The 20,295-nt window shown below is 58.5% G+C and carries 21 protein-coding genes and 1 pseudogene; 16 read left to right on the forward strand and 6 right to left on the reverse strand.

Annotated features, from left to right (window positions below; genetic code table 11):
- Positions 1-25: 25 nt before the first annotated feature.
- On the reverse strand, positions 26-346 hold the full coding sequence (locus tag AAFN47_RS04750; RefSeq protein ID WP_499808069.1) for a hypothetical protein: 321 nt from the start codon (positions 344-346) through the stop codon (positions 26-28).
- Between the two features lie 221 nt (positions 347-567).
- Between AAFN47_RS04750 and AAFN47_RS04755 the strand changes: the two genes are divergently transcribed.
- The 9 genes and pseudogenes from AAFN47_RS04755 (at position 568) to AAFN47_RS04795 (ending at position 8,803) form a co-directional block, all read left to right on the forward strand.
- The gene (locus tag AAFN47_RS04755; RefSeq protein ID WP_499808070.1) at positions 568-945 is read left to right on the forward strand and encodes a YciI family protein; all 378 of its coding nucleotides are present in this window, start codon (positions 568-570) and stop codon (positions 943-945) included.
- Positions 938-2,224: an RNA polymerase sigma factor gene (locus AAFN47_RS04760; protein ID WP_499808071.1), complete on the forward strand. Its 1,287-nt coding sequence runs from the start codon at positions 938-940 to the stop codon at positions 2,222-2,224. Before AAFN47_RS04755 ends, AAFN47_RS04760 begins: the two co-directional genes overlap by 8 nt.
- A gap of 55 nt (positions 2,225-2,279) precedes the next feature.
- Entirely contained in the window at positions 2,280-2,663 is a 384-nt protein-coding gene (locus tag AAFN47_RS04765; RefSeq protein WP_499808072.1) for a VOC family protein, read from the forward strand.
- Between the two features lie 56 nt (positions 2,664-2,719).
- A complete protein-coding gene (locus tag AAFN47_RS04770; protein ID WP_499808073.1) occupies positions 2,720-3,049 on the forward strand; it encodes a TfoX/Sxy family protein in 330 nt (109 codons plus the stop codon).
- 10 nt (positions 3,050-3,059) lie between these two features.
- Positions 3,060-3,740 (forward strand): DUF2461 domain-containing protein, encoded by a 681-nt coding sequence (locus AAFN47_RS04775; RefSeq protein ID WP_499808074.1) that lies wholly within the window; start codon positions 3,060-3,062, stop codon positions 3,738-3,740.
- A 23-nt stretch (positions 3,741-3,763) separates the two neighbouring features.
- Positions 3,764-4,537: an extensin-like domain-containing protein gene (locus tag AAFN47_RS04780; RefSeq protein ID WP_499808075.1), complete on the forward strand. Its 774-nt coding sequence runs from the start codon at positions 3,764-3,766 to the stop codon at positions 4,535-4,537.
- 182 nt (positions 4,538-4,719) lie between these two features.
- Positions 4,720-6,561, forward strand: a complete 1,842-nt coding sequence (locus tag AAFN47_RS04785; RefSeq protein WP_499808076.1) for an ABC transporter ATP-binding protein — start codon at positions 4,720-4,722, stop codon at positions 6,559-6,561.
- A gap of 179 nt (positions 6,562-6,740) precedes the next feature.
- A pseudogene (locus AAFN47_RS04790) lies at positions 6,741-7,253 on the forward strand (TrmH family RNA methyltransferase); the annotation flags it as partial.
- 161 nt (positions 7,254-7,414) lie between these two features.
- A complete protein-coding gene (locus tag AAFN47_RS04795) occupies positions 7,415-8,803 on the forward strand; it encodes an MFS transporter (RefSeq protein WP_499808077.1) in 1,389 nt (462 codons plus the stop codon).
- Between the two features lie 21 nt (positions 8,804-8,824).
- Here the strand turns inward: AAFN47_RS04795 and cobT are convergent, their stop codons facing one another.
- Complete coding sequence (gene cobT, locus AAFN47_RS04800; RefSeq protein WP_499808078.1) at positions 8,825-9,841, reverse strand: nicotinate-nucleotide--dimethylbenzimidazole phosphoribosyltransferase; 1,017 nt, start codon at positions 9,839-9,841, stop codon at positions 8,825-8,827.
- Positions 9,842-9,978: 137 nt separating this feature from the next.
- Here cobT and AAFN47_RS04805 point away from each other — a divergent pair, with 137 nt between their 5' ends.
- From AAFN47_RS04805 to AAFN47_RS04815, 3 genes are read left to right on the forward strand one after another with little or no spacing between them, the layout of a single operon-like run.
- Positions 9,979-10,755 (forward strand): adenosylcobinamide-GDP ribazoletransferase, encoded by a 777-nt coding sequence (locus AAFN47_RS04805; RefSeq protein ID WP_499808369.1) that lies wholly within the window; start codon positions 9,979-9,981, stop codon positions 10,753-10,755.
- A 51-nt stretch (positions 10,756-10,806) separates the two neighbouring features.
- On the forward strand, positions 10,807-11,034 hold the full coding sequence (locus AAFN47_RS04810) for a DUF1289 domain-containing protein (RefSeq protein ID WP_499808370.1): 228 nt from the start codon (positions 10,807-10,809) through the stop codon (positions 11,032-11,034).
- Positions 11,031-11,735 (forward strand): retropepsin-like aspartic protease family protein, encoded by a 705-nt coding sequence (locus tag AAFN47_RS04815; RefSeq protein WP_499808079.1) that lies wholly within the window; start codon positions 11,031-11,033, stop codon positions 11,733-11,735. Before AAFN47_RS04810 ends, AAFN47_RS04815 begins: the two co-directional genes overlap by 4 nt.
- Positions 11,736-11,744: 9 nt before the next feature.
- Here AAFN47_RS04815 and AAFN47_RS04820 read toward each other — a convergent pair whose 3' ends face one another.
- Both AAFN47_RS04820 and AAFN47_RS04825 read right to left on the reverse strand, forming a co-directional pair.
- The gene (locus AAFN47_RS04820) at positions 11,745-12,569 is read right to left on the reverse strand and encodes a sulfite exporter TauE/SafE family protein (protein WP_499808080.1); all 825 of its coding nucleotides are present in this window, start codon (positions 12,567-12,569) and stop codon (positions 11,745-11,747) included.
- A gap of 69 nt (positions 12,570-12,638) precedes the next feature.
- Entirely contained in the window at positions 12,639-14,171 is a 1,533-nt protein-coding gene (locus AAFN47_RS04825; protein WP_499808081.1) for a sensor histidine kinase, read from the reverse strand.
- A 128-nt stretch (positions 14,172-14,299) separates the two neighbouring features.
- Here AAFN47_RS04825 and AAFN47_RS04830 point away from each other — a divergent pair, with 128 nt between their 5' ends.
- The 3 genes from AAFN47_RS04830 (at position 14,300) to AAFN47_RS04840 (ending at position 16,169) form a co-directional block, all read left to right on the forward strand.
- Positions 14,300-14,911, forward strand: a complete 612-nt coding sequence (locus tag AAFN47_RS04830) for a glutathione S-transferase family protein (RefSeq protein WP_499808082.1) — start codon at positions 14,300-14,302, stop codon at positions 14,909-14,911.
- Between the two features lie 6 nt (positions 14,912-14,917).
- On the forward strand, positions 14,918-15,556 hold the full coding sequence (locus tag AAFN47_RS04835) for a uracil-DNA glycosylase family protein (protein WP_499808083.1): 639 nt from the start codon (positions 14,918-14,920) through the stop codon (positions 15,554-15,556).
- 127 nt (positions 15,557-15,683) lie between these two features.
- A complete protein-coding gene (locus AAFN47_RS04840; protein ID WP_499808084.1) occupies positions 15,684-16,169 on the forward strand; it encodes an Lrp/AsnC family transcriptional regulator in 486 nt (161 codons plus the stop codon).
- Between the two features lie 5 nt (positions 16,170-16,174).
- Here AAFN47_RS04840 and AAFN47_RS04845 read toward each other — a convergent pair whose 3' ends face one another.
- On the reverse strand, positions 16,175-16,882 hold the full coding sequence (locus AAFN47_RS04845) for a DNA alkylation repair protein (protein WP_499808085.1): 708 nt from the start codon (positions 16,880-16,882) through the stop codon (positions 16,175-16,177).
- 21 nt (positions 16,883-16,903) lie between these two features.
- Positions 16,904-17,773, reverse strand: coding sequence for an NAD(P)-dependent oxidoreductase (locus AAFN47_RS04850; protein ID WP_499808086.1), 870 nt, complete (start codon positions 17,771-17,773; stop codon positions 16,904-16,906).
- A 56-nt stretch (positions 17,774-17,829) separates the two neighbouring features.
- Between AAFN47_RS04850 and AAFN47_RS04855 the strand changes: the two genes are divergently transcribed.
- On the forward strand, positions 17,830-20,295 hold the full coding sequence (locus tag AAFN47_RS04855) for a penicillin acylase family protein (RefSeq protein WP_499808087.1): 2,466 nt from the start codon (positions 17,830-17,832) through the stop codon (positions 20,293-20,295).

Below are 20,295 nucleotides of genomic sequence, written 5' to 3' on the forward strand. Positions count from 1 at the left end.
GCATGTGCAGTGCGATCACCGCAAATCAGAATCTCCGAAAGGGTCCGTCATCCCAGTAGTCGATGTCTTCGCAGTGGCGGACCGGACATTTGGCCCGATCAGCGGTCGGAACCCATCCGGGTTTCGCCCACTCGCCAGGCTCGCACCAGCCGCTATTGGCGACGTACCGATCGTAAAGGGTCATGCCCTGAACCCTCTTCGATGGATAGCGCAGAATGGCGGCGCCCTGCTGCTGGACAATCGTCTGCACGTCCCGGCATTGCATTGTGTTGACGTTGTAGCGGTTTATCGCCTGCGCTGGCAAAACCATTATCGTCAGGAGGCCAGCGAGTAGAATGGCTCGCATATCTTATCCTCGGTTGGGTTCTCGAATCTTGCAACAGAAACGCCGAAAAGCCCGGTATGGTTGCGTTTCGCGAACTGTTAGCCCAATTTCCATTTATACCCGTCGTTTGACGAAAATGGGATTGTTGGCTCCCCTGTTCCTGAAAATACGATCTTTGAGTGTAGGATCGGGCCATCTGGATGCGTCCTTGCCACGATCTTGAATTCACCGGGAGTATATCGATGCAATATGCCATTCTCATCTACGGTATCGAAGGCGTGTTTGATCGCCTGCCGGAAAACGAGCAGGAACGCGCCATGGAAAAGCACCGCGAACTACAACGCGAACTTGGCGAACAGGGGACGCTGGGCAGCGTCGCGCGGCTGATGGACACGACGACGGCGATGACGGTCCGACAGAAGGGAGACTCGGTTCTGGTGCTGGATGGGCCGTTCGCGGAAACGAAGGAACAATTGCTTGGCCTTTATATCGTCGAATGCAACTCCATGGACGAGGCGATAGAGAAGGTGAAAAAGCTGCCGCTGGAGATTTCCGCCTATGAAATCAGGCCGGTAGGCTGGGGAGGGGGAACATTGGCGCAGCCTGCCGCCGATGCCTGATGAGGCCCTTGTGACCTCGGCAGGCCTGGAAGCGATCCTGGCCAACGCCCGTCCGCGCGTCGTCGCGGCGCTCGTGCGGCATTTCAACAGCGTCGATCTGGCCGAAGACGCCTTTCAGGATGCGTGCGAAAAGGCCATCAGGACCTGGACTGATGATGGCGTGGCGCGCGATCCGACAGCGTGGCTGATCGTCGTGGCCCGACGAAGCGCCATCGACGGCATTCGCAAGAGCCGCCGCCGGGCCGGGTTGCTGGAGACCGTCGCGTCTGTCGAAGAGCCGCCGAACCCGGAAGATGAGCTTTTGCTCCAACTCGATCAGGACGAATTGCGCGACGATGTGCTGAGGCTGATGTTCATGTGTTGTCAGCCGGATCTTCCGCTGCACGATCAGCTTGCGCTTGCGCTAAAAGTGATCGCCGGATTTCCGGTCGACAAGATTGCGCGCGCGTTCGTTGTCCAGCCGAAGACGATGGAGCAGCGCATTACACGAGCGAAGAAGAAAGCAGCGTTGGTGGCGACACGGCTGGAAACGCCGACGCTGCAAGAGCGAGCGAGGCGGCTCAACGCGGTCAGCCTGATGATCTATCTGCTTTTCAACGAAGGATATACGGCGAGCGGCGGCGACATTCATATTCGCGAGGAGTTGTGCGAGGAAGCGATCCGGCTTGCGCGTCTTCTGTTGATGCTGTTTCCGGCGCAGACCGAGGTCATGGGGCTGCTGGCGCTCTGCCTGTTGCAGCATTCGCGTCGACGCGCCCGCATCGGCGAAGACGGAAAACTGATTGCGCTTGAGGATCAGGATCGCGGCAAGTGGGAGCCGTCGGCGATTTCCGAGGGTCGCGCCTTGCTTGAAAAAGCTTTGCGACACGGTCGCCCCGGCGCCTATCAGGTTCAGGCGGCGATCGCCGCCGTTCACTGCGCCGCGCCTGCCTCGGCCGAAACGGATTGGCGTGAGATAGAACAGCTCTACGCCGCCCTGGAACAGTTGCAGCCGTCGCCGGTCGTTTCGCTCAACCGCGCAGTAGCCATGTCCAAAGCGTTGTCGCCGGAAGCGGCGCTGCGACATCTCGAGCCGGTCGCGGACAGTCTGTCGAACTACATCTACTACCACACGACGCTGGCGTCGCTGTTCGTCGAGACCGAACAATTCGGCGCCGCCCTGGCCGCCTATAAACGGGCTTTGCAACTCGGACCCACCGGGCAGCAGGCAGAGCACATTCGCGATCGGATCCGGTCTTGCGAAGAAAACAAAATAAAAAATGCGCCAAATGTCGGATAGTCTGATCGTCGCGCGTCCTTCTTGTGATTGCTAACCCGAAATCAAGGAGGATGAAATGAGCAATCCAATGCAGACCCACGGCGCGGCAAGCTGGATACAGCATTCCGGAAGCGACCCCGCAGCCGCCCGAAAATTCTACGAGACTGTCCTCGGCTGGAGTGTTGCGGACATGCCGATGCAGAACGGCGCGGCCTATCCAGGCATCATGGTTGGGGAGGCGCCGATTGGCGGCTTCATGCCACAGCCTGCCGAAAACGGGGAGTGGACAATCTATATCACCGTCGACGACGTCGACGCACGGTATCAGTCGGCCCTGGACAAGGGGGCAGACGGCGTCGAAGCGCCGACGGACTATCCCGGCGTCGGCAGAATGGCCAAGATCAGAGATCCTTTCGGGGCTTCTATCGCCATGATTACCTATGAAAGCATGCAAGGCTGACGATAGCCGGTCCGGTTCCACCGGGCCGGCCGTTTGCAAATGGAGAGACAAAGGCAATGGCTCACGATCCCCATCTCGCCGAACTCCTGCGTGAGGCCCTGTCCGCGCGGCAAGGAATTTCGGAAAGGAAAATGTTCGGCGGCGTATGCTTTCTTTTAAACGGCAACATGTTCGCCGGCGTCGCCAACCATGACAGCTTCATGTTTCGCGTTGGAAAGGAACTTGAAGAGGATGCCTTGGCGCGCCCCGGCGCTAGGCCGATGGACTTCACCGGACGAAAAATGGGAGGGTTGATCTGGGTTGATGCGGACGCTGCGATAGACGCAGGTCTGGAACAGTGGATTGATTTCACAGCCCGTTTTGTGGGCTCGTTGCCGCCGAAATAGGAGTTCGTCCATGTTTGAGGGATTTTCCAGAAAAACGGTCACGTTTTTGTCCGATCTCGACAAGAACAACAACAAGGAATGGTTCGAAGCGCATCGACAGGACTACGAGACTTTGATTGTCGAACCAGCGCTCAATCTCATTGAAACCATGGCGCCTGTCGCCGAACGGTTGACGCCGCAGCACAAGGCGACGCCCAAGATCAATCAGTCGCTGCGGCGCATCCATCGCGACACCCGGTTCTCGAAGGATAAGACGCCATATAATCCGAGAATTCACATGGTGTTCTGGACCGGCGATCATCCGAACAGGTCGGCGGGCATCCATCTGGTGCTCGCCCATGATCATTTTGGATATGGGTCTGGACATTGGTCTTTTGATGCAAAAGGCCTGGAGAATTATCGACGCTCGGTTCTTGAAGCGGCCGCTCGGGCGGAGCTGATTTCTGCGCTTGAAAGCGCCTCCGGAATCGGCTGTCTTCTAGGCGAAGAGGAACTGAAACGCCTCCCCAAGGGTTATGATGCAGGCGGTCTTGCGGCACAATTGCTTCGACGGAAGGGACTTGTGGCGAGAACTGGCGAAAACATCGGTTTCGATGAACGCATATTCGGACCGAAGGCAGTGGATTTCGTGACAGAAATCCTCGAAGCTCTAGCGCCGCTTGACGCCTGGATAGACCGTCATGTGACCTGATTCTATGACGGAGAATATTTTTTATGGGGATGTTCCGGCTTCATGGACTTGCGTTCATCCTGGCGCCGTTTCTGATCGCGGCGTCTGCGCTGCCCGACAACGCGCCGATACCGACGGCTCGTCCCCAAAGTGAGACTGCCGAAGATAGTTCTCCGGAACAAGGCAACGAAGTTCGGATACCTCTGCCGACGCCGCGCCCGGAAGCGGCCGAAGACAAATCGAAGCCGGACGAGCCCGCTCCGCTGACGGCTGAAGAGGTGAGTTGCCTTGCCGATCTCGTCGAACTGGAGGTGGAGTTCAAGTTCGTTGATCCGATCCGTGGCGAGGGGCAATGCGGCGTTGCTTATCCGATCAAGGTCAATAGTTTGTCGTCCGGTGTTGCTCTTGATCCGCCGGGCGTCATGACCTGCGCCACAGCTCTCTCCCTCGAAAACTGGACCAGAGTAATCGTGGCGCCTGCGGTTGACGCCATTTTCCACGATGATCTTACGGCTATCGGCAACTACTCCACCTATGTCTGCCGCACCCGGAACTCCCAATCGGGCGCCAAGATTTCCCAGCACGCAAAGGGCAACGCGATCGATATCGGTCGGTTCGTTCTTGAAGGCGGCCGGGTGATCGAGGTGCGTTCACCGCCGCTTACGGAGTTCCTCGAAAAGGGATTTCTCTACGCGATCCGCGAGGATGCGTGCGATCATTTCACGACGGTGCTCGGACCCGGTTCGGATGTATTCCACGCCGACCATTTCCATCTGGACATGATCCAGCGACGCAGCGGGTATCGCTACTGCAAATAATGGCGGTTACAGGGACCATCCGCAGGTTCGCCGCCTTGCCGTGTCTTGGCGATATTGGTGTTGTGAAAATCTTCTGTTAACACGTAAGAGTTGGCTAGGCTTTCGATAGACGTTCGCCAACGGCGGTCGCGTTCTTTTTGGGTGATCCGCCAGGTTTCACGGGAACAGAAGGATATCCGGCATTGAATTCTCCCGTAGCGCAGATCAGGAACCTCAGGGTGGAATTTCAGACGAAGGACGGACCTGTCCTGGGCGTCGAGGACGTTTCCTTTGAAGTGCAGCCCGGCGAAACCCTCTGCATCGTTGGTGAATCCGGATCCGGCAAATCCGTATCGTCCCTTTCGCTGATGCGACTGGTGGAATTCGGCGGTGGTGAAATTACCAATGGAATACTGCTGTTCGAGCGGCGTGACGGAAACGAAACGGATCTCGCCGCCGCCAGCCAGAGCCTCATGCGGGATATCCGCGGTAATGAGATCGGGATGATCTTCCAGGAGCCGATGACCGCGCTCAATCCGGTGTTCACGGTGGGCTGGCAGCTGACGGAAGGCCTGCGCGTCCACAGAAACCTGAGCAGGTCCGAAGCCACGAAACGCGCGCTCGAACTGATGCGCCAGGTGCGCATTCCGGAGCCTGAACGCAGGTTGAAGCAATATCCCCACGAACTTTCGGGCGGTATGCGCCAGAGGGTTGTCATCGCGATGGCCATGGCGTGCGAGCCGCGTCTGCTCATCGCCGACGAACCGACCACTGCGCTCGACGTGACCATTCAGGCGCAAATTCTTGCGTTGATGGACAGGCTCAAGCGTGAGACCGGGTCGGCGGTCATCTTCATCACCCACGATATGGCGGTCGTCGCGCAGATGGCGGACCGTGTCGTGGTGATGTATCGCGGCCGGAAAGTCGAGGAAGGTCCGGTCGAGCAGATTTTCGACAATCCGCAGCACGACTACACAAAGGCGCTTCTGGCGGCGGTGCCCAAGCTCGGCGAGATGCGCGGAAAGGCCAATCCCGAGCCCATGAAACTGATGGGCGCGAAGGACCGCGCCACCGGACCGATCGTCGGCTCAGAAGACGTTTTGTTGCAGGTCAAGGGGCTGACCACCCGCTTCGGGATCAAGGGCGGCGTGATGCGCCGAACGATGTCCCAGGTGCATGCGGTTGAAGATGTTTCTTTCACGATCCATCGCGGACAGACCCTGAGCCTCGTGGGAGAGTCGGGGTGCGGCAAGTCGACCTGCGGACGATCGATCCTGCGGTTGGTCGAACCGGTTGCAGGCGAAGTGTGGCTTGAAAACACCAATGTGATGCAGCTCTCTTCCTCAGGACTGCGCAAGGCGCGCATGAACATGCAGATGGTGTTCCAGGACCCGTTCGCCTCGCTTAATCCGCGCATGAAACTGGCCGATCAGGTGGCCGAGCCCTTGTGGAATTTCAGCGCGTTGCGCGGATCAGACCTGACCAAGCGCGTGGCCGAATTGTTCGAGCGGGTTAGACTGCCGAGAAACTACCTCAATCGCTATCCGCATGAATTGTCCGGCGGTCAGCGCCAGCGCATCGCAATAGCGCGCGCGCTGGCGTTGAACCCGAAACTCATAGTTGCCGACGAAGCCGTTTCGGCACTGGATGTTTCCGTTCAGGCCGAGGTTCTCAATCTGATGATGGAGCTCCAGGCCGAGTTGGGGCTTTCATATCTGTTCATTTCCCATGACATGGCGGTGGTGGAGCGCGTCAGTCACCATGTAGGCGTTATGTATCTTGGCCGAATCGTCGAAATCGGTTCGCGCAGCGCGGTTTTCGAGAATCCGCAACATCCCTACACCCGGTCGCTCCTGTCCGCCGTGCCTGTCGCCGATCCAAAGAAACGCAAGAAGGAAACGGAGCTGAACTTCAAGCCCATTCCATCTCCGGTTTTCCCGGTGGGCTATGAGGCCGAGCCAAGCAAATATTCCGAGGTAACCCCTGGCCACCTAATTCTACAGGGCGATTGGGGCGGTTTTGAAAGCATGGCCGGCGCCGCCTGAAGACGCACATCGGCCGGAGGCGGGCTGGCGCTAATCTTGGTCTTTAGTCAATTCCTTCAAGCTTGCGATTCAACGATCGCGGCTGGCTAACAAAAATGAACTTCATCTTCCGGGAAGGCAAGTAACCGACATGGATGTAGTGGAACCCAAAAAAGGCGAGATCGTCGGTTCGCAACGTAAATGCGTTGGGGGTTGAGAAGGTCTATGTCATCGATCCCCGCAATGACCTGCCTGCTGAATGGCAAGAAATGCGCGAGCGAAAATCACTGTCGAAGACGTCTGCATCGGCGGTCAAGTGGACGTTCGTGCGGCGGTTCGATAGCACGGAAGCCTGTCTTGCCCATCTTGAGAAGAAGGGCTTCGTCTCCGTGGTGACGTCGCCCCATGTGAAGGGCAAGACCAACGTTTACCTGCATGAGGGCGATTACACACAGCATACAAAGCTGGCGGTGTGGTTTGGCAACGAAAAGCGTGGCATCAGCCAACTGGCTGTCGAGCGTTGCGAGATATGCGTCGCAATCCCGATGTTCGGAATGATCGAGAGCCTGAACCTTGGAACGAGTTCCGGCATCGTGCTCTACGAAGTGACGAAGCAACGGCGAGAGTACCAGAGCAAATATCGCCGTCGGAAGAAAAGAGGAGAGAGGGCAAACCCGCTGCCGACGGTGATCGACCGGGATCAATCAGCCTGATCGCCGTCGACGGGATTCATGAGCTTGGCGTCTTGTCGAGTATTTCGCGCAGTCGTGGAAATGGCCTTTCGACCCGACAGCCCCGATTGGTGTCTAAATCGGGCCAGATTCTGTATTCACCGCGGTGAAGACAGATCTGCGCGCAAGATTGAAAGGATGCTATGAACCGGGTGACCCCGTTGATCCTCGCCGTTGCTCTTTTTATGGAGCAAATGGATTCGACAGTTATTGCGACCTCGCTTCCGGCGATTGCCGCAGATCTCGACACCAGCCCTATCGCGCTGAAACTGGCGCTCACGACGTACCTGGTCGCGCTTGCAATTTTCATTCCTGCCAGCGGATGGATCGCCGACCGGTTTGGCGCCAAACGCGTTTTCATCATCGCCATTTTCGTCTTCATGGCGGGATCGCTGATATGCGCGGTGGCCGGTTCGCTCGGTGAGTTTGTCGGCGCGCGCTTTCTTCAGGGCATGGGCGGATCGATGATGACGCCTGTCGCCAGGCTGGTGCTGGTTCGGGCTACCGAACGCAGCAGGTTGGTGGAGGCGTTGGCCTGGCTGACGATTCCGGCGCTTGTCGGTCCGATGGTCGGACCTCCGATCGGCGGATTTCTGACGACCTATGTCAGTTGGCACTGGATTTTCCTCATCAATATTCCGATCGGGTTGATCGGCGTCGCCTTCTCGCTGGCCTATCTGCCCGTGATACCGGGGCAGGAGAACGGGCGTTTTGATGCGACAGGGTTCATCCTGTCGGGTCTTGCGGCTTCCGGCGTCGTCTTCGGGTTATCCGTCGTCAGTCTGCCGGCTCTGCCGGTGCGCTATGGCGTCATCTCGGTCGCCGCCGGTATCGGCTGTATTGTGCTCTACTGGCTTCATACGAAGCGCGTAACCCAGCCGCTGCTTGACCCGAAACTTTTCAGGATCACGACATTTCGAGCCAGCATCGTCTCTGCGACTATCGCGCGTCTCGGCATCGGCGCGACGCCGTTCCTGTTGCCGCTGATGTTGCAGATCGGCTTCGGGCTGACCGCATTCGAATCCGGCATGGTCACCTTTGTCGGCGCCATTGGCGCGCTCGTCGTGAAATTCGCGACCATGCGCATCTATGCGCGTTTCGGCTTCAAGAGGGTCCTTGTCGCGATGATTGGCATGTCCGCGCTCCTTCTTATGGCCATGACACTGTTTTCGCCGGCGCTGCCGTTTGCTGTGATCTATTCGATCCTGCTGCTCAACGGGTTTGTTCGCTCGCTCATGTTTACAGGGTTCAACGCCCTGGTCTTTGCAGATGTCGAACAGTCGGAAGCTGGACCGGCGACGGCGATTGCAGCGGTTTTCCAGCAGATATCGATGGCGCTTGGCGTTGCGGTCGCGGGTGTGCTGGTGGAAGCGAGCCTGTGGTGGCGGGGCGGGGCTCTTGGGCTCGCTGATTTTCAGTTCGCGTTTTTCTGCGTTGGCGTGATCACCGCGCTCGGCATTCTGCCGATTCTGCGTCTGCACACATTCGCCGGCGCCGAGGTGTCTGGTCACGGGAAAGGCCCCGATGGCTAGGTGATATCGTGATAACCCTTGTTATTTCCTATCGCTGACGCCAGCCTGTTCGAATGTCGCCATACCGCTGTGGCACAGGGCGGCCGACTTGACGACGCCGGCAGCGAGCGCGGCTCCGGTGCCTTCTCCAAGTCGCATTCCCATGGCGAGCAGAGGCGTTTTTTGCATGCGTTCGATCGCCTTGATGTGGCCGGGCTCAGCCGAAACATGGCCGACGATGCAATGGTCGAGCGCGGCCGGATTGGCGGCATGGAGGACGGCCGCCGCCGAAGTCGCGACAAAGCCGTCTATGATGACGGGGATACGTTCCATGCGCGCCGCCAGGATCGCGCCGGACATGGCGGCAATCTCCCGCCCGCCCAGTCTTCTCAATAGTTCCAGCGGATCTCCAAGATGCTGACGATGCAGATGGACGGCTTTCTCGACCGCGTCGATCTTGCGCTTCAAGCCTTCGCCTTGCGCTCCCGTGCCGGGGCCTACCCAGTCCTCGGCCTTGCCGCCATACAGTCCGTAGTACATCGCCGCCGCGATTGTCGTATTGCCGATCCCCATCTCTCCGATGCAGAGGAGATCGGTTCCGCCTGCTATCGCTTCCATGCCGAAGGCCATGGTCGCCGCGCAACTGCGCTCGTCAAGGGCTGCTTCTTCCGTAATGTCGCCGGTCGGAAATTCGAGGGCGAGATCGAAAACCTTGAGACCCAGATCGTTGGCGATGCAGATCTGGTTGATGGCCGCGCCGCCTGCGGCGAAATTCTCGACCATCTGTGCGGTGACCTCAGCCGGAAACGGGGAGACGCCGTGTTTCGTTACTCCGTGATTGCCGGCGAAAACGGCAACGAGCGGTCGAGTGACCGCCGGAGGGCGTCCGGTCCAGGCCGCCAGCCATTCGGCGATTTCTTCAAGGCGTCCAAGCGCGCCAGGGGGCTTGGTCAAAACGCTGTTGCGTTCCCTGACAGCCTGAACAGCCGCCATGTCCGGTCCCGGGAGATTGTCCAGAAGTTCGCGAATATCGTCAAACGGAAGTCCGGAAGTCGCCATTGCATGATTCCCTGTCTTTGAATATCCGTCAGGCAATAGGCAATTCAGGACCGGATGCAAAGGCCTGCGACTGTCATTTCGATGCTCGCAACCAGTTGCCGCAGGGGCAGGGTAATCGCCAGGGAAGGGGCCACGCCATGAACGAACTTGTTCCGGACACAGCGCGTGCGGTCGGGTTTCTAAGCCGGCTGCCGGTTCCTGCACGGTATTTCGAGGGCGCTGACGGCCGCATGGACCGGACGTCTCGCGCATTTGCGCTCGCCGGCGTCATCATAGCCTTTCCCGCCGCTTTGCTTGCGAGCCTGCTCCTGGCGCTCGGCGTCGACCCTCTGCTGACGGCGGCTGCGGCCGTCACTGGCCTCGTGATCCTGACGGGCGCTCTCCACGAGGATGGTCTGGCCGATTGCGCGGACGGTCTTGGCGGCGGTCGCGACAAGCAGCAAGCCCTCGACATCATGAAGGACAGTCGGATCGGCGCCTACGGGACGATCGCGCTTGTACTTTCGTTGATACTGCGGGTCGCCGGCCTGGTGGCGATCGCCGGCTCGCTGTCGTCTACTGCGTTCGCCTGCGCTGTTCTTGCGACTGCAGCGATCAGCCGCGCGGCCATGGTTTGGCACTGGGGGGCGCTGTCGCCAGCGCGCTCGGACGGAGTAGCCTTCGGCGCCGGCAAACCGACGACCGCCTCTGTCCGCTTTGCCTTGGGCACGGGCGGCGTAATTGGCGTCGTGCTTGTCTGGCTCGTGGCAAGCGTCTTTGCGGTCGTTGTCGCCGGCATAGCAACCGCCGCCGTGGCGTGGGGTTTTACAGCGTTTGTTCGAAGCAGGATATCCGGTCACACCGGCGATACGATTGGCGCCACGCAACAACTGGCGGAGATCGCAGTCCTGTTCAGTCTTGCTCTTTGTCTTTAAAGACCCAATATGGCTCTTTGACGCGAACCGAATTTGCCTGGAAGCGCTTTGATTGAATCCCCCTGCATTCTTGTGTGCTCAATCGATGAGAAGACCGGCTATTGCTTCGGGTGCGGCCGCACGGCAGATGAAATCGCCGGCTGGCTGGCCTATTCGGCGCAAGAGCGTCGCGAGATCATGAATATCTTGCCGGACAGGTTGGAAACGGTTGAACACAAACCGCGCAGGGAGACCCGACGCGCCCGGATGGCGCGGGAGCGAGCCGGAGGAGGATCGTGAGCAAGATATTGTGGATTGTTCTCGGCGTTCTGGCCTTGGCCTTGATGCTGCTTGTCATCAATCACGATAGCGGTGAAACGCTTGGTCTGCCGAATGATCGTTTCGCGAATGTGATCTATTTCGGGATCTGGGCGGCTGTCGCTTCCGTCGCCATTCTCGGCTCAGGTCAGCGGCTTGGCGAACTGGCGCGCAACGCGCTGATCTGGCTCGTGGCTATTCTACTCCTGTCCGCCGGCTATATATACCGCCACGATCTGGAAGACACGGCGAAACGGCTCGCCGGCGGCTTCGTTCCGGGAATGGCGATCAGTCGTGTTTCATCCGACGGGTTCGCCGAAGTCGTGCTTACCAAGGGCATGGACGGGCATTTTCAAGCCGATGTGGAGGTCGATGGGCGGCGATTGGATATGTTGGTCGACACCGGCGCCAGCACCGTGGTTCTCACCTGGGAGGACGCGGGACGTGTAGGCCTCGACGTCGATGCGCTAAGGTTCGATTCGCCGGTCCAGACGGCCAACGGGCTCGCCATGGCCGCGACTGTCAAACTTGACGAGGTGTCGATCGGCTCGATCAAGCGGCGCAATGTGCGGGCGGGCGTGCTGCAGTCCGGAAAGTTGTCACGGAGCCTGCTCGGCATGAATTTCATCGAAACGCTGACGTCCTTTCAGATGAGCCGCGATCAACTCGTCCTGAAGGATTGAGTGATTTCGTCAGTCGGCAAACAGGCTCCACATGAACCGGGTTGCGACAACGATCATGAAGACGCCGAGCGCGAGCGACAGCTGTTTGCGGTCGAGACCATGCGCGAGCCGCGCGCCCTGGGGCGCAGCGAGCATCGTCATGGGGATCGTCAGCGCAACCGCCATCCAGTTCACATAACCTGTCGAAAACGCCGGAAGGCCGTCAGCGCTCCAGCCGGCCCAGATGAAGCCGATGACGCCCGGCAGGGATATCAGCACGCCGACGCCTGAGGACGTGGCGATGGCTTGATGGACCGGCCTGCCGAACATTGTCATGAAGGTGTTGTTGAGTATGCCGCCTCCGACGCCCATCAGGGCGGACAATAGTCCAATGACAAAACCGACCATGGCTTTGGCAGGGTTTCGGGGAAGCCTGTCGCCAACGGACGTCGCATTTTTGCTTAAAATGAGTTTCAATCCCATTGCCGCGGCAAGCACGGCGAATATCGATCGCAAGATTTCGCCGGAGGTTCCGGCGGCGATGACAGAGGCCGCGGCAACGCCGAGCGGCACGGGCAGCAACCAGCTCTTCAGGAGGTCCATGTCGGGCGCCTTGCGTCTATAGTGGGCGCGGAACGAACTGAGCGAGGTTGGGACGATGACGGCGAGGGATGTCCCGATCGCCAGATGGGTTTTCACTGAATCCGGCGTATCGAACCAGCGAAAGGCCTCGTAGAGAACAGGAACGAGGATTGCACCGCCGCCAATGCCGAACAGACCGGCGAGAAACCCCGCAATCGCGCCCGCGACGGCAAGAACAGCAATAAAGACAATAATTTCATTGATGGGCGGCAACGACCGGTCTCCGGACTTCAGGCGGATACAATGTAACGGTCGGCAGGTGGCTGAACGATGTGTCGTTCGTCAAGCGAATTTTCTGCGCCGGATCTTGTCCGCATCCGGCGTTTCGATGCTCGGCGTGTCCACCTGAACACGGTTGCGCGGCAATATCGCCGTCGCCTCGGTGCCGTGTCGAAGCTTCGATTTCAGCACGAATTGTCCGCCATGCTCTGCAAGGATCGCCTGAACGATCGGCAGACCCAGCCCGGTGCCCTGTTCGGCGCTTTTGATTGCAATCGATCCTTGACCGAAAGCCGACAGGACGATGGGAATCTCTTCCTCCGGTATTCCCGGCCCATTGTCGGTGACGGACACATATTGCCCGCCGCCCGCAGTCCAGCCGACCTTGAGCGTAATGGCGCCGCTATTCGGCGTGAACTTGACGGCGTTGGACAGCAGGTTGATCACGACCTGCCGCATTGATTTTTCGTCGACCCAGACCTTGGGCAACACGCGCTCGAACTGACGTGTGATCGTGATGTCCTTGTTGCGCGCCTTGATGTCCACCATGTGAAGGCATTCGGACGCCAGTTCCACCAGATTGATCAGGTCCTCCTGGAGGTGATAGCGGCCGGCTTCGATGCGGGACAGGTCAAGGATTTCGTTGATCAGATGCAGAAGGTGGTCACCCGACCGGAAAATGTCGGAGGCGTACTCCTTGTAGGTTTCGTTCTCCATGGGACCGAGAACCTCGTTTCGCATGACCTCGGAAAACCCCAGAATGGCATTGAGCGGCGTGCGCAATTCATGGCTCATCGAAGCCAGAAAGCGGGATTTCGCCAGGTTCGCTTCTTCGGCGCGTCGCCGCGCCTCGTCCGACATCGATTTCGCGGTCTCAAGTTCGGCGATTAGCCAGTCCTTTTCCGACTGGATGGACAGAAGCTCCAGCTGCAGTCCGAACAGTCGAGTGGAGACGAACAGGAAAAGGCCAAAAGCCGAGATGAGCAGGGCAAGGATCGACATCTCGATCGTGTTCGTGAGGCTCGAACCTGCGAGATACTGGACGCAAAGCGGGACAGCGAAAAACAGGAGAGGCAAACGCCGCAATGCGAAACTCGACATCGCGGTCGCGGCAATGGCGATCAGCAGCACAACGCCTTTGTAGAATACGTAGGAATTCATCGTGCATTGCAGGCAGTCAGTGTAAGCGAAGGCGCCCCAGCAAATGCCGGTTACGGCGTGAACGGCGATCAAATAGCGTTCGCGAGAAGCGATTTCCCGCTGGGTCGGTTGTCCCGAAGACGCGCGCTTTACAAGGATCGCCTGAACCGCATAGGCGGCAAGCGTAATCGCGGCCCAGCCGATCAGACGCTGTTCGTCGAAGAGGATAACCCCGAAAGCAGTCGACAGCACGACCAGCAAAGGCATGACCAGGGTACTGATGGACGCCGTTCTCAGATAGGACGAAAGCAACTCGGCGCTGAATTTCGGGTTCTGCAGCTTGGACGATTGCAGCCGGTCTCGCGTTTCGCGGATGGCGCGAGCCGTTCTCGGGTTGCGATAGTTTCGCGACCGTTCGAGGACATTCTTGTCCGCTGTAATGCTCGGTTGGTTCATAGTATACCGGAATCAATAACTTCGTCCAAAATAGGGTCCAATCATTAAAAGACCCTTCATTGGCGGTTGCAGTTTGATCGCCATCGTTTCATCTTCTTGAAAAGACGCTGAGGATGATTGGAGGAAGCATGCTGTTATATGATGGGGGCCGGGCGCCCAATCCGCGGCGGGTAAGGATTTTTCTCGCCGAAAAGGGTGTCGACGTGCCGCGCAAGGCGATCGATATGGGCGCCCTCGGACATCGTTCGGAGGAAATCACGGCTTTGAACCCGCTGCAACGTCTGCCAGTGCTCGAACTGGATGACGGCGCAGTGTTGACGGAGTCTGTCGCGATCTGCCGTTATTTCGAGGAACTGCATCCGGAGCCGCCTCTGATGGGCGTTGATGCGAAGGACAGGGCGCTTGTCGAGATGTGGAATCGCCGGGCTGAATTCCATTTTCTGCTTCCAGTCGCCAACGCTTTTCGCCACACGCATCAGGCCATGGAAGGTTGGGAAGTTCCGCAGGTCCCGGAGTACGGGGAAGCGTCGCGGCAGAAGGCCCGGGAGTTCATGGAATTTCTGGATCAGGAATTGGCTAATCGTCGCTGCATCGCAGGCGAGCGTTTCACCATTGCGGACATCACAGCAATGATGGCTATGGACATGCTGAAACCCGCGCGCATTGATCGGCCGTTGGATCTGAAAAATCTCATGCGTTGGTGCGAGAGCGTCTCCGCCAGGCCAAGCGCGTCCGCCTGATCTTAGATGACTGGCCGAAACAGTCTTCTGCAGCCCTTGCTGAAGGATATCAGCGCATGTCGGATTTGCCGCGATCGTCCGAAATACGGGCCGCCGCTGCCGCATGAGCCGCGCCCGGTCTGCGTCGCTGAATCTGGAGCCCGAATTCTTGTCGCTGGTCAGGCCCCGGGAACCCGTGTGCATGAAACCGGCGTTCCATTCAACGACGCTTCGGGAAACCGGTTGCGCGAATGGATGGGCGTCGATCGCGAGACGTTCTATGATCGACGGCGGATCGCGATCGTTCCCATGGGCTTCTGTTTTCCCGGACAGGATAAAAGAGGCGCCGATCTTCCGCCGCGCCGCGAGTGCCGGGAACAGTGGCATGATCAGGTATTCGCAGAGTTGAAGGATCTGCAGCTGTTGCTGGTCATCGGTCTCTACGCGCAGGATTACTATCTGGGCGGCAAGGCGTCGCGCTCGCTCACCGAAACGGTGGAGAGATGGCGCGAATTCCGGCATGCCGACAGCCGGCATATCGTTTATCCGTTGCCGCACCCTTCGTGGCGGAACAATGGCTGGATCAAAAAACATAGGTGGTTCGAGGCAGAGATTCTGCCGCAGCTTCGGGCTGATATCAAAAGCGCTTTGACGGGCATAAATTGAGGTTTTGGTATTTTATTTTATTGATTTAGAATTTCCGGTAGAATTTTCCAATTGAATATCACATATGAAGTGAAATTGGAATGTTTGCCCCGCAAGGCAGACTTCGCATCAAACGGGAAAATACGTCATGGACAGACTGGACAGGAAGATATTGCGGCTATTGCAGGCCGATTCCACTTTGGCGGTCGCCGATATCGCCAAGAAGGTAGGATTGTCCACCACGCCGTGCTGGCGCCGCATTCAGAAGATGGAAGAGGACGGCGTCATCCAGAAAAGGGTTGCGCTGCTCGACCAGAAGAAGGTCAATGCGAAAGTGACCGTTTTCGTCGCCATCCGCACGAATTCCCATTCGAATGAGTGGCTGCTTCGGTTTTCCGAGGTCATTGCGCAGTTTCCGGAAGTGGTCGAGTTCTATCGCATGAGCGGCGATGTCGACTATCTGCTGCGCGTCGTGGTGCCGGATATCGCAGCCTATGATGCGTTCTACAAAAGACTCATCCAGAAAATCGAGATCCGGGACGTGTCCTCCTCGTTCGCGATGGAACAGATCAAGTTCACGACCGAACTTCCTCTGGACTACATGCAGCTTGAAGCCAGCCGCGGAGGCGACTGATCAGATCAGGCGCCTTTTTTCCGAAGACGTTCGAGCGTTTTGGGATCGGTCAGTTCTTTCAACGCGTTTCGGCCGACCCAGCGTTGCGCTCGGTTGTCGCTTGCCGCGAGATCTTCGGAAAGTGTGACAGCCGGGCCATGGAGAACGAATGAGCGTTTGCCGATCTGCCTCAGCGCCCAGTTGACGGCTTTCTTGACGAAATTGCGATCGTCCACAGCGCGTGTTTGAATGAGAGGCATCCATGCAAGGAAGGTCTTGTCCGGCTCGTTCTTGAGATGGACCGCCGCCCATGCCAACATCGCAAAACCGGCCCGGCGCACGAATTCCCGATCGTCTGCTGCGAACTCGTCGATCAGATCAAGCAGGCCGGCGTCGACAAACAGGTCAGCGGCGTGATCGACGATCTCCCACGAGTCGAAATCGGCCGCCCAGCGTCTTGCATCGTCGGCCGTCATCTTTTTCGGTTCGGCGGTGAAGCAGGCAAGCAGCCGTGCTTCTCGTACGCCGGTGTCCCACAGGGCAAGCGCGCGCTCGTGGTTGCGCTTTATCTTCCGGGAGAACGGACGCAATTCCGCATTGGAAACGCCTACTGCCCTGGAGGTCTCGATGCCGTAGCGCGCCATGCCGGCGATATTGCGGTCTGATCCGCGGCTTTCCAACCAGTCGAGGATCTGATGTGTGGTCCAGTCCGGGGAGGGGTCGCCTTGCGTCATTGTCGGTTCGTCGGTTGTTCCTCAGTCCTCCAGTCTTGCCAGCAGCGAGGACGTATCCCAGCGATTCCCGCCCATCCTCTGGACGTCCTGATAGAACTGGTCGACCAGCGCGGTCACAGGCAGGCTGGATTTGTTGTTGCGGGCTTCTTCGAGAACGATCGACAGATCCTTGCGCATCCAGTCGACGGCGAAGCCGTGTTCGTATTCGCCGGCGATCATGGTCTTGTGACGGTTTTCCATCTGCCAGGATCCGGCTGCGCCCTTGGAGATCACCTCGATGACCTTCTCCACGTCGAGACCGGCGCGTTTGCCGAAGTGGATGCCTTCCGACAGACCCTGGACAAGTCCGGCGATGCAGATCTGGTTCACCATCTTGGTCAACTGACCGCTTCCCACCGGCCCCATCAGTCCGACCATGCGCGCATAGCAGTCGATAACCGGTTTCGCGCGGTCGAAGACATCCTGTTCACCGCCGGTCATGACGGTCAGCACGCCGTTTTCTGCGCCCGCCTGCCCTCCAGACACCGGGGCGTCGAGGAAATCGAAGCCTTTTTCTTCGGCGATCGCTGCAAGTTCACGCGCCACATTCGCCGAGGCAGTGGTGTTGTCGATGAAAATGGACCCCTTGCTGATTGTGTGAAATGCTCCGTCCTCGCCGGTGGTGACGCTTCTCAGGTCGTCGTCGTTGCCAACGCAAGTGAATACGAAGTCGCAGCCTTTCGCTGCATCCGCCGGCGTTCTGGCCATCCTGCCGCCGAATTCAGACACCCATTTCTCGGCCTTCGCGGCCGTCCGGTTATACACGCACACATCGTGTTCGCCGCGGATCTTGAGGTGTCCCGCCATAGGATATCCCATGACCCCGAGCCCGATAAATGCAACTGTTGCCATGTCATCTTCCCTTCTGCAAAGTGGGTGTAGCGGTATTCGGTTCGAGGGATAAATCAATGATGCGCGTACTGAAAGCTCTCATCCAATTTATTTTCTTTGCCGTTCCGCTTCTGTTGATCGCCGCTGGCGCCGGTTTTTTGTGGATGGCGCGTTCCCTTCCGCCGACCGACGGTAACATGACCGTCGCAGGTCTGTCCGGTTCGGTGACGATTTCGCGCGATGACCGCGGAGTGCCGCATATTGCCGGTTCCAGTTTTGATGATGTTCTCGCCGGGCTCGGATTTGCGCATGCCCAGGACCGCCTTTGGCAAATGGAGATTTTCCGCAGGGCCTCTCAAGGGCGCTTGTCCGAACTGTTCGGAGAGCCGACGATCGATGCGGATATGTGGCTGCGGAGCCTTGGGCTCGCCGATACAACTGCCGAAACCTATAAATTGCTGCCGGACTCCGGCAAGACGGCGCTCGACGCCTATGTGTCCGGGATCAACGCCTGGATTGAGCGTGAGGGCAGGGAGTTCGCTTCCAAATGGCCTCCGGAATTCGTCATCCTGCGTCATGAACCGGAACCCTGGAGGCCAATCGATGTGCTGATGACGTTCAAGCTGCTGTCGATCACCCTCGGAGAAAATGCGAGTTTCGAGATCATGCGCCTGGCGTTTTCGCGGCTCGGTATGAATTCCGCCGAGATCGAAGATCTTCTGCCGTCGTCGGAAGACGACAATCCGCCGGAATTACCGGATATGGCGGCCTTGCTCGGATTGGCGACCGGACCTCTCGCAGACGAGGAGCCAGCCGGCGACCACTCAATGCTGCGAACCCCGCCTGGCGTCCTCACCGAGCGCGCGTCAAACAACTGGGTCATTTCCGGTGAACGAACGACGACGGGCAAGCCGCTGCTCGCCAATGATCCCCATCTCGGGCTTTCAGCACCGTCGGTCTGGTATCTGGTTCACCTTCGCGTGGAAAACGGTGACGATGCCGATAATCTCGTTGGCGTCACGCAGCCAGGCATCCCGTCAGTTCTGATGGGAAGGAACAATCATGTCGCCTGGGGGCTGACCAACACTTATACGGACGTTCAGGACATCTTCATCGAGAAGATCAATCCCGACGATCCGGAGCAGTACATGACTCCGGACGGGTGGCGAGCGTTCGGGACGAAGGAAGAAACGATCCGCGTGAAGAACGCCGAGGACAAGACGTTCACGCGCCGCTGGACCAGACACGGACCGGTTCTTCCCGGCAAGTATCAAGACCTCGGAAAATATCTGCCGAAGAATACGGTCGCGGCCCTGCAATGGGTGGCGCTCGATCCGGATGACATGACGATCATGTCCGGACTTGGCGCGTTGACCGTTCGCACGGTGAGCGAATTCCAGGACGGATTGGAATTCTACGTCTCACCCATGCAGTCGATGGTGCTTGCGGACACGCAAGGCAATATCGGCTTCATTGCGCCCGGCCGGGTGCCGATACGAGATCCGCAGAACAAGGTGATGGGCAGGGCGCCGGTTCCCGGCTGGGACGCGACCTATGACTGGACCGGCGCCATTCCGTTCAACGGCTTGCCTCGTCAGATCAATCCCCGGGTGGGGGCGATCGCAACCGCCAACGCCAAGATGGTGGGTCCCTACTATCCCTATTTCCTGACCTTCGACTGGAGGGAAAACTGGCGACAGAAGCGTATCGACGCCCTGATTGTGGACAATGAAGCGCCGCAGACCTTCCAGATGTCGCGGAAGGCGCAAGCCGATGTTCATTCGCTGGGGTTCGCGACAATGGTTCCGCAAATGACAACGCTTGTCGACGGACGAGACGATGTCGATTCGGACGCCATAGCCAGGCTCAAGGCGTGGGATTTCGAAATGGTGAAAGACAGCGCCGAGCCGTTGATCTTCGTTGCGTGGTTCCGCCAGGCAATGATCGACATCTACGCGGACGATCTCGGACCTGTGTTCGCATCCTGGATCAGGCCGCGGGTCAACGCAGTCGAACGTCTCTTGTCAGGAAACACCGCGCGCGACTGGTGCGACAACCGGAATACACCGAACAAGGAAAGCTGTGCGGAGATCATGACGGCTTCGCTGAACACGGCGCTGAAAAATCTTGAGAAGGAATACGGCGCTGACCGGACTCAATGGAACTGGGGAAAGGCGCACCAGACGACCGGATCTCATACGCCGTTCTCAAATGTTCCGGTGCTGAAGGATCTGTTCGATGTCAAGGTCGCAAGCCCGGGCGGTCCCTATACGATAGACCGGGGCATGCCCGAGTTCGGTTCCGATAAACCGTACGAAAATGCGCTGGGAACAAGTATGCGCGCGGTCTACGATCTCGCAGATCTCGACCAGTCGACATTCATGACGTCAACCGGGCAATCCGGGAATCCCTTTTCGAAACACTACCGGGATTTTGCCGAACCGTGGTCGAACGCGCAGGCTTTCACCATATCCACTGACCCGGCGGCCTATGAAGCGAAGGTTGAGGGGCTATGGGAGCTTTCTCCGCCTGCAAACAATTGA

The sequence above is a fragment of the Hoeflea sp. CAU 1731 genome (assembly GCF_039888615.1).
GTDB lineage: Bacteria > Pseudomonadota > Alphaproteobacteria > Rhizobiales > Rhizobiaceae > Flavimaribacter.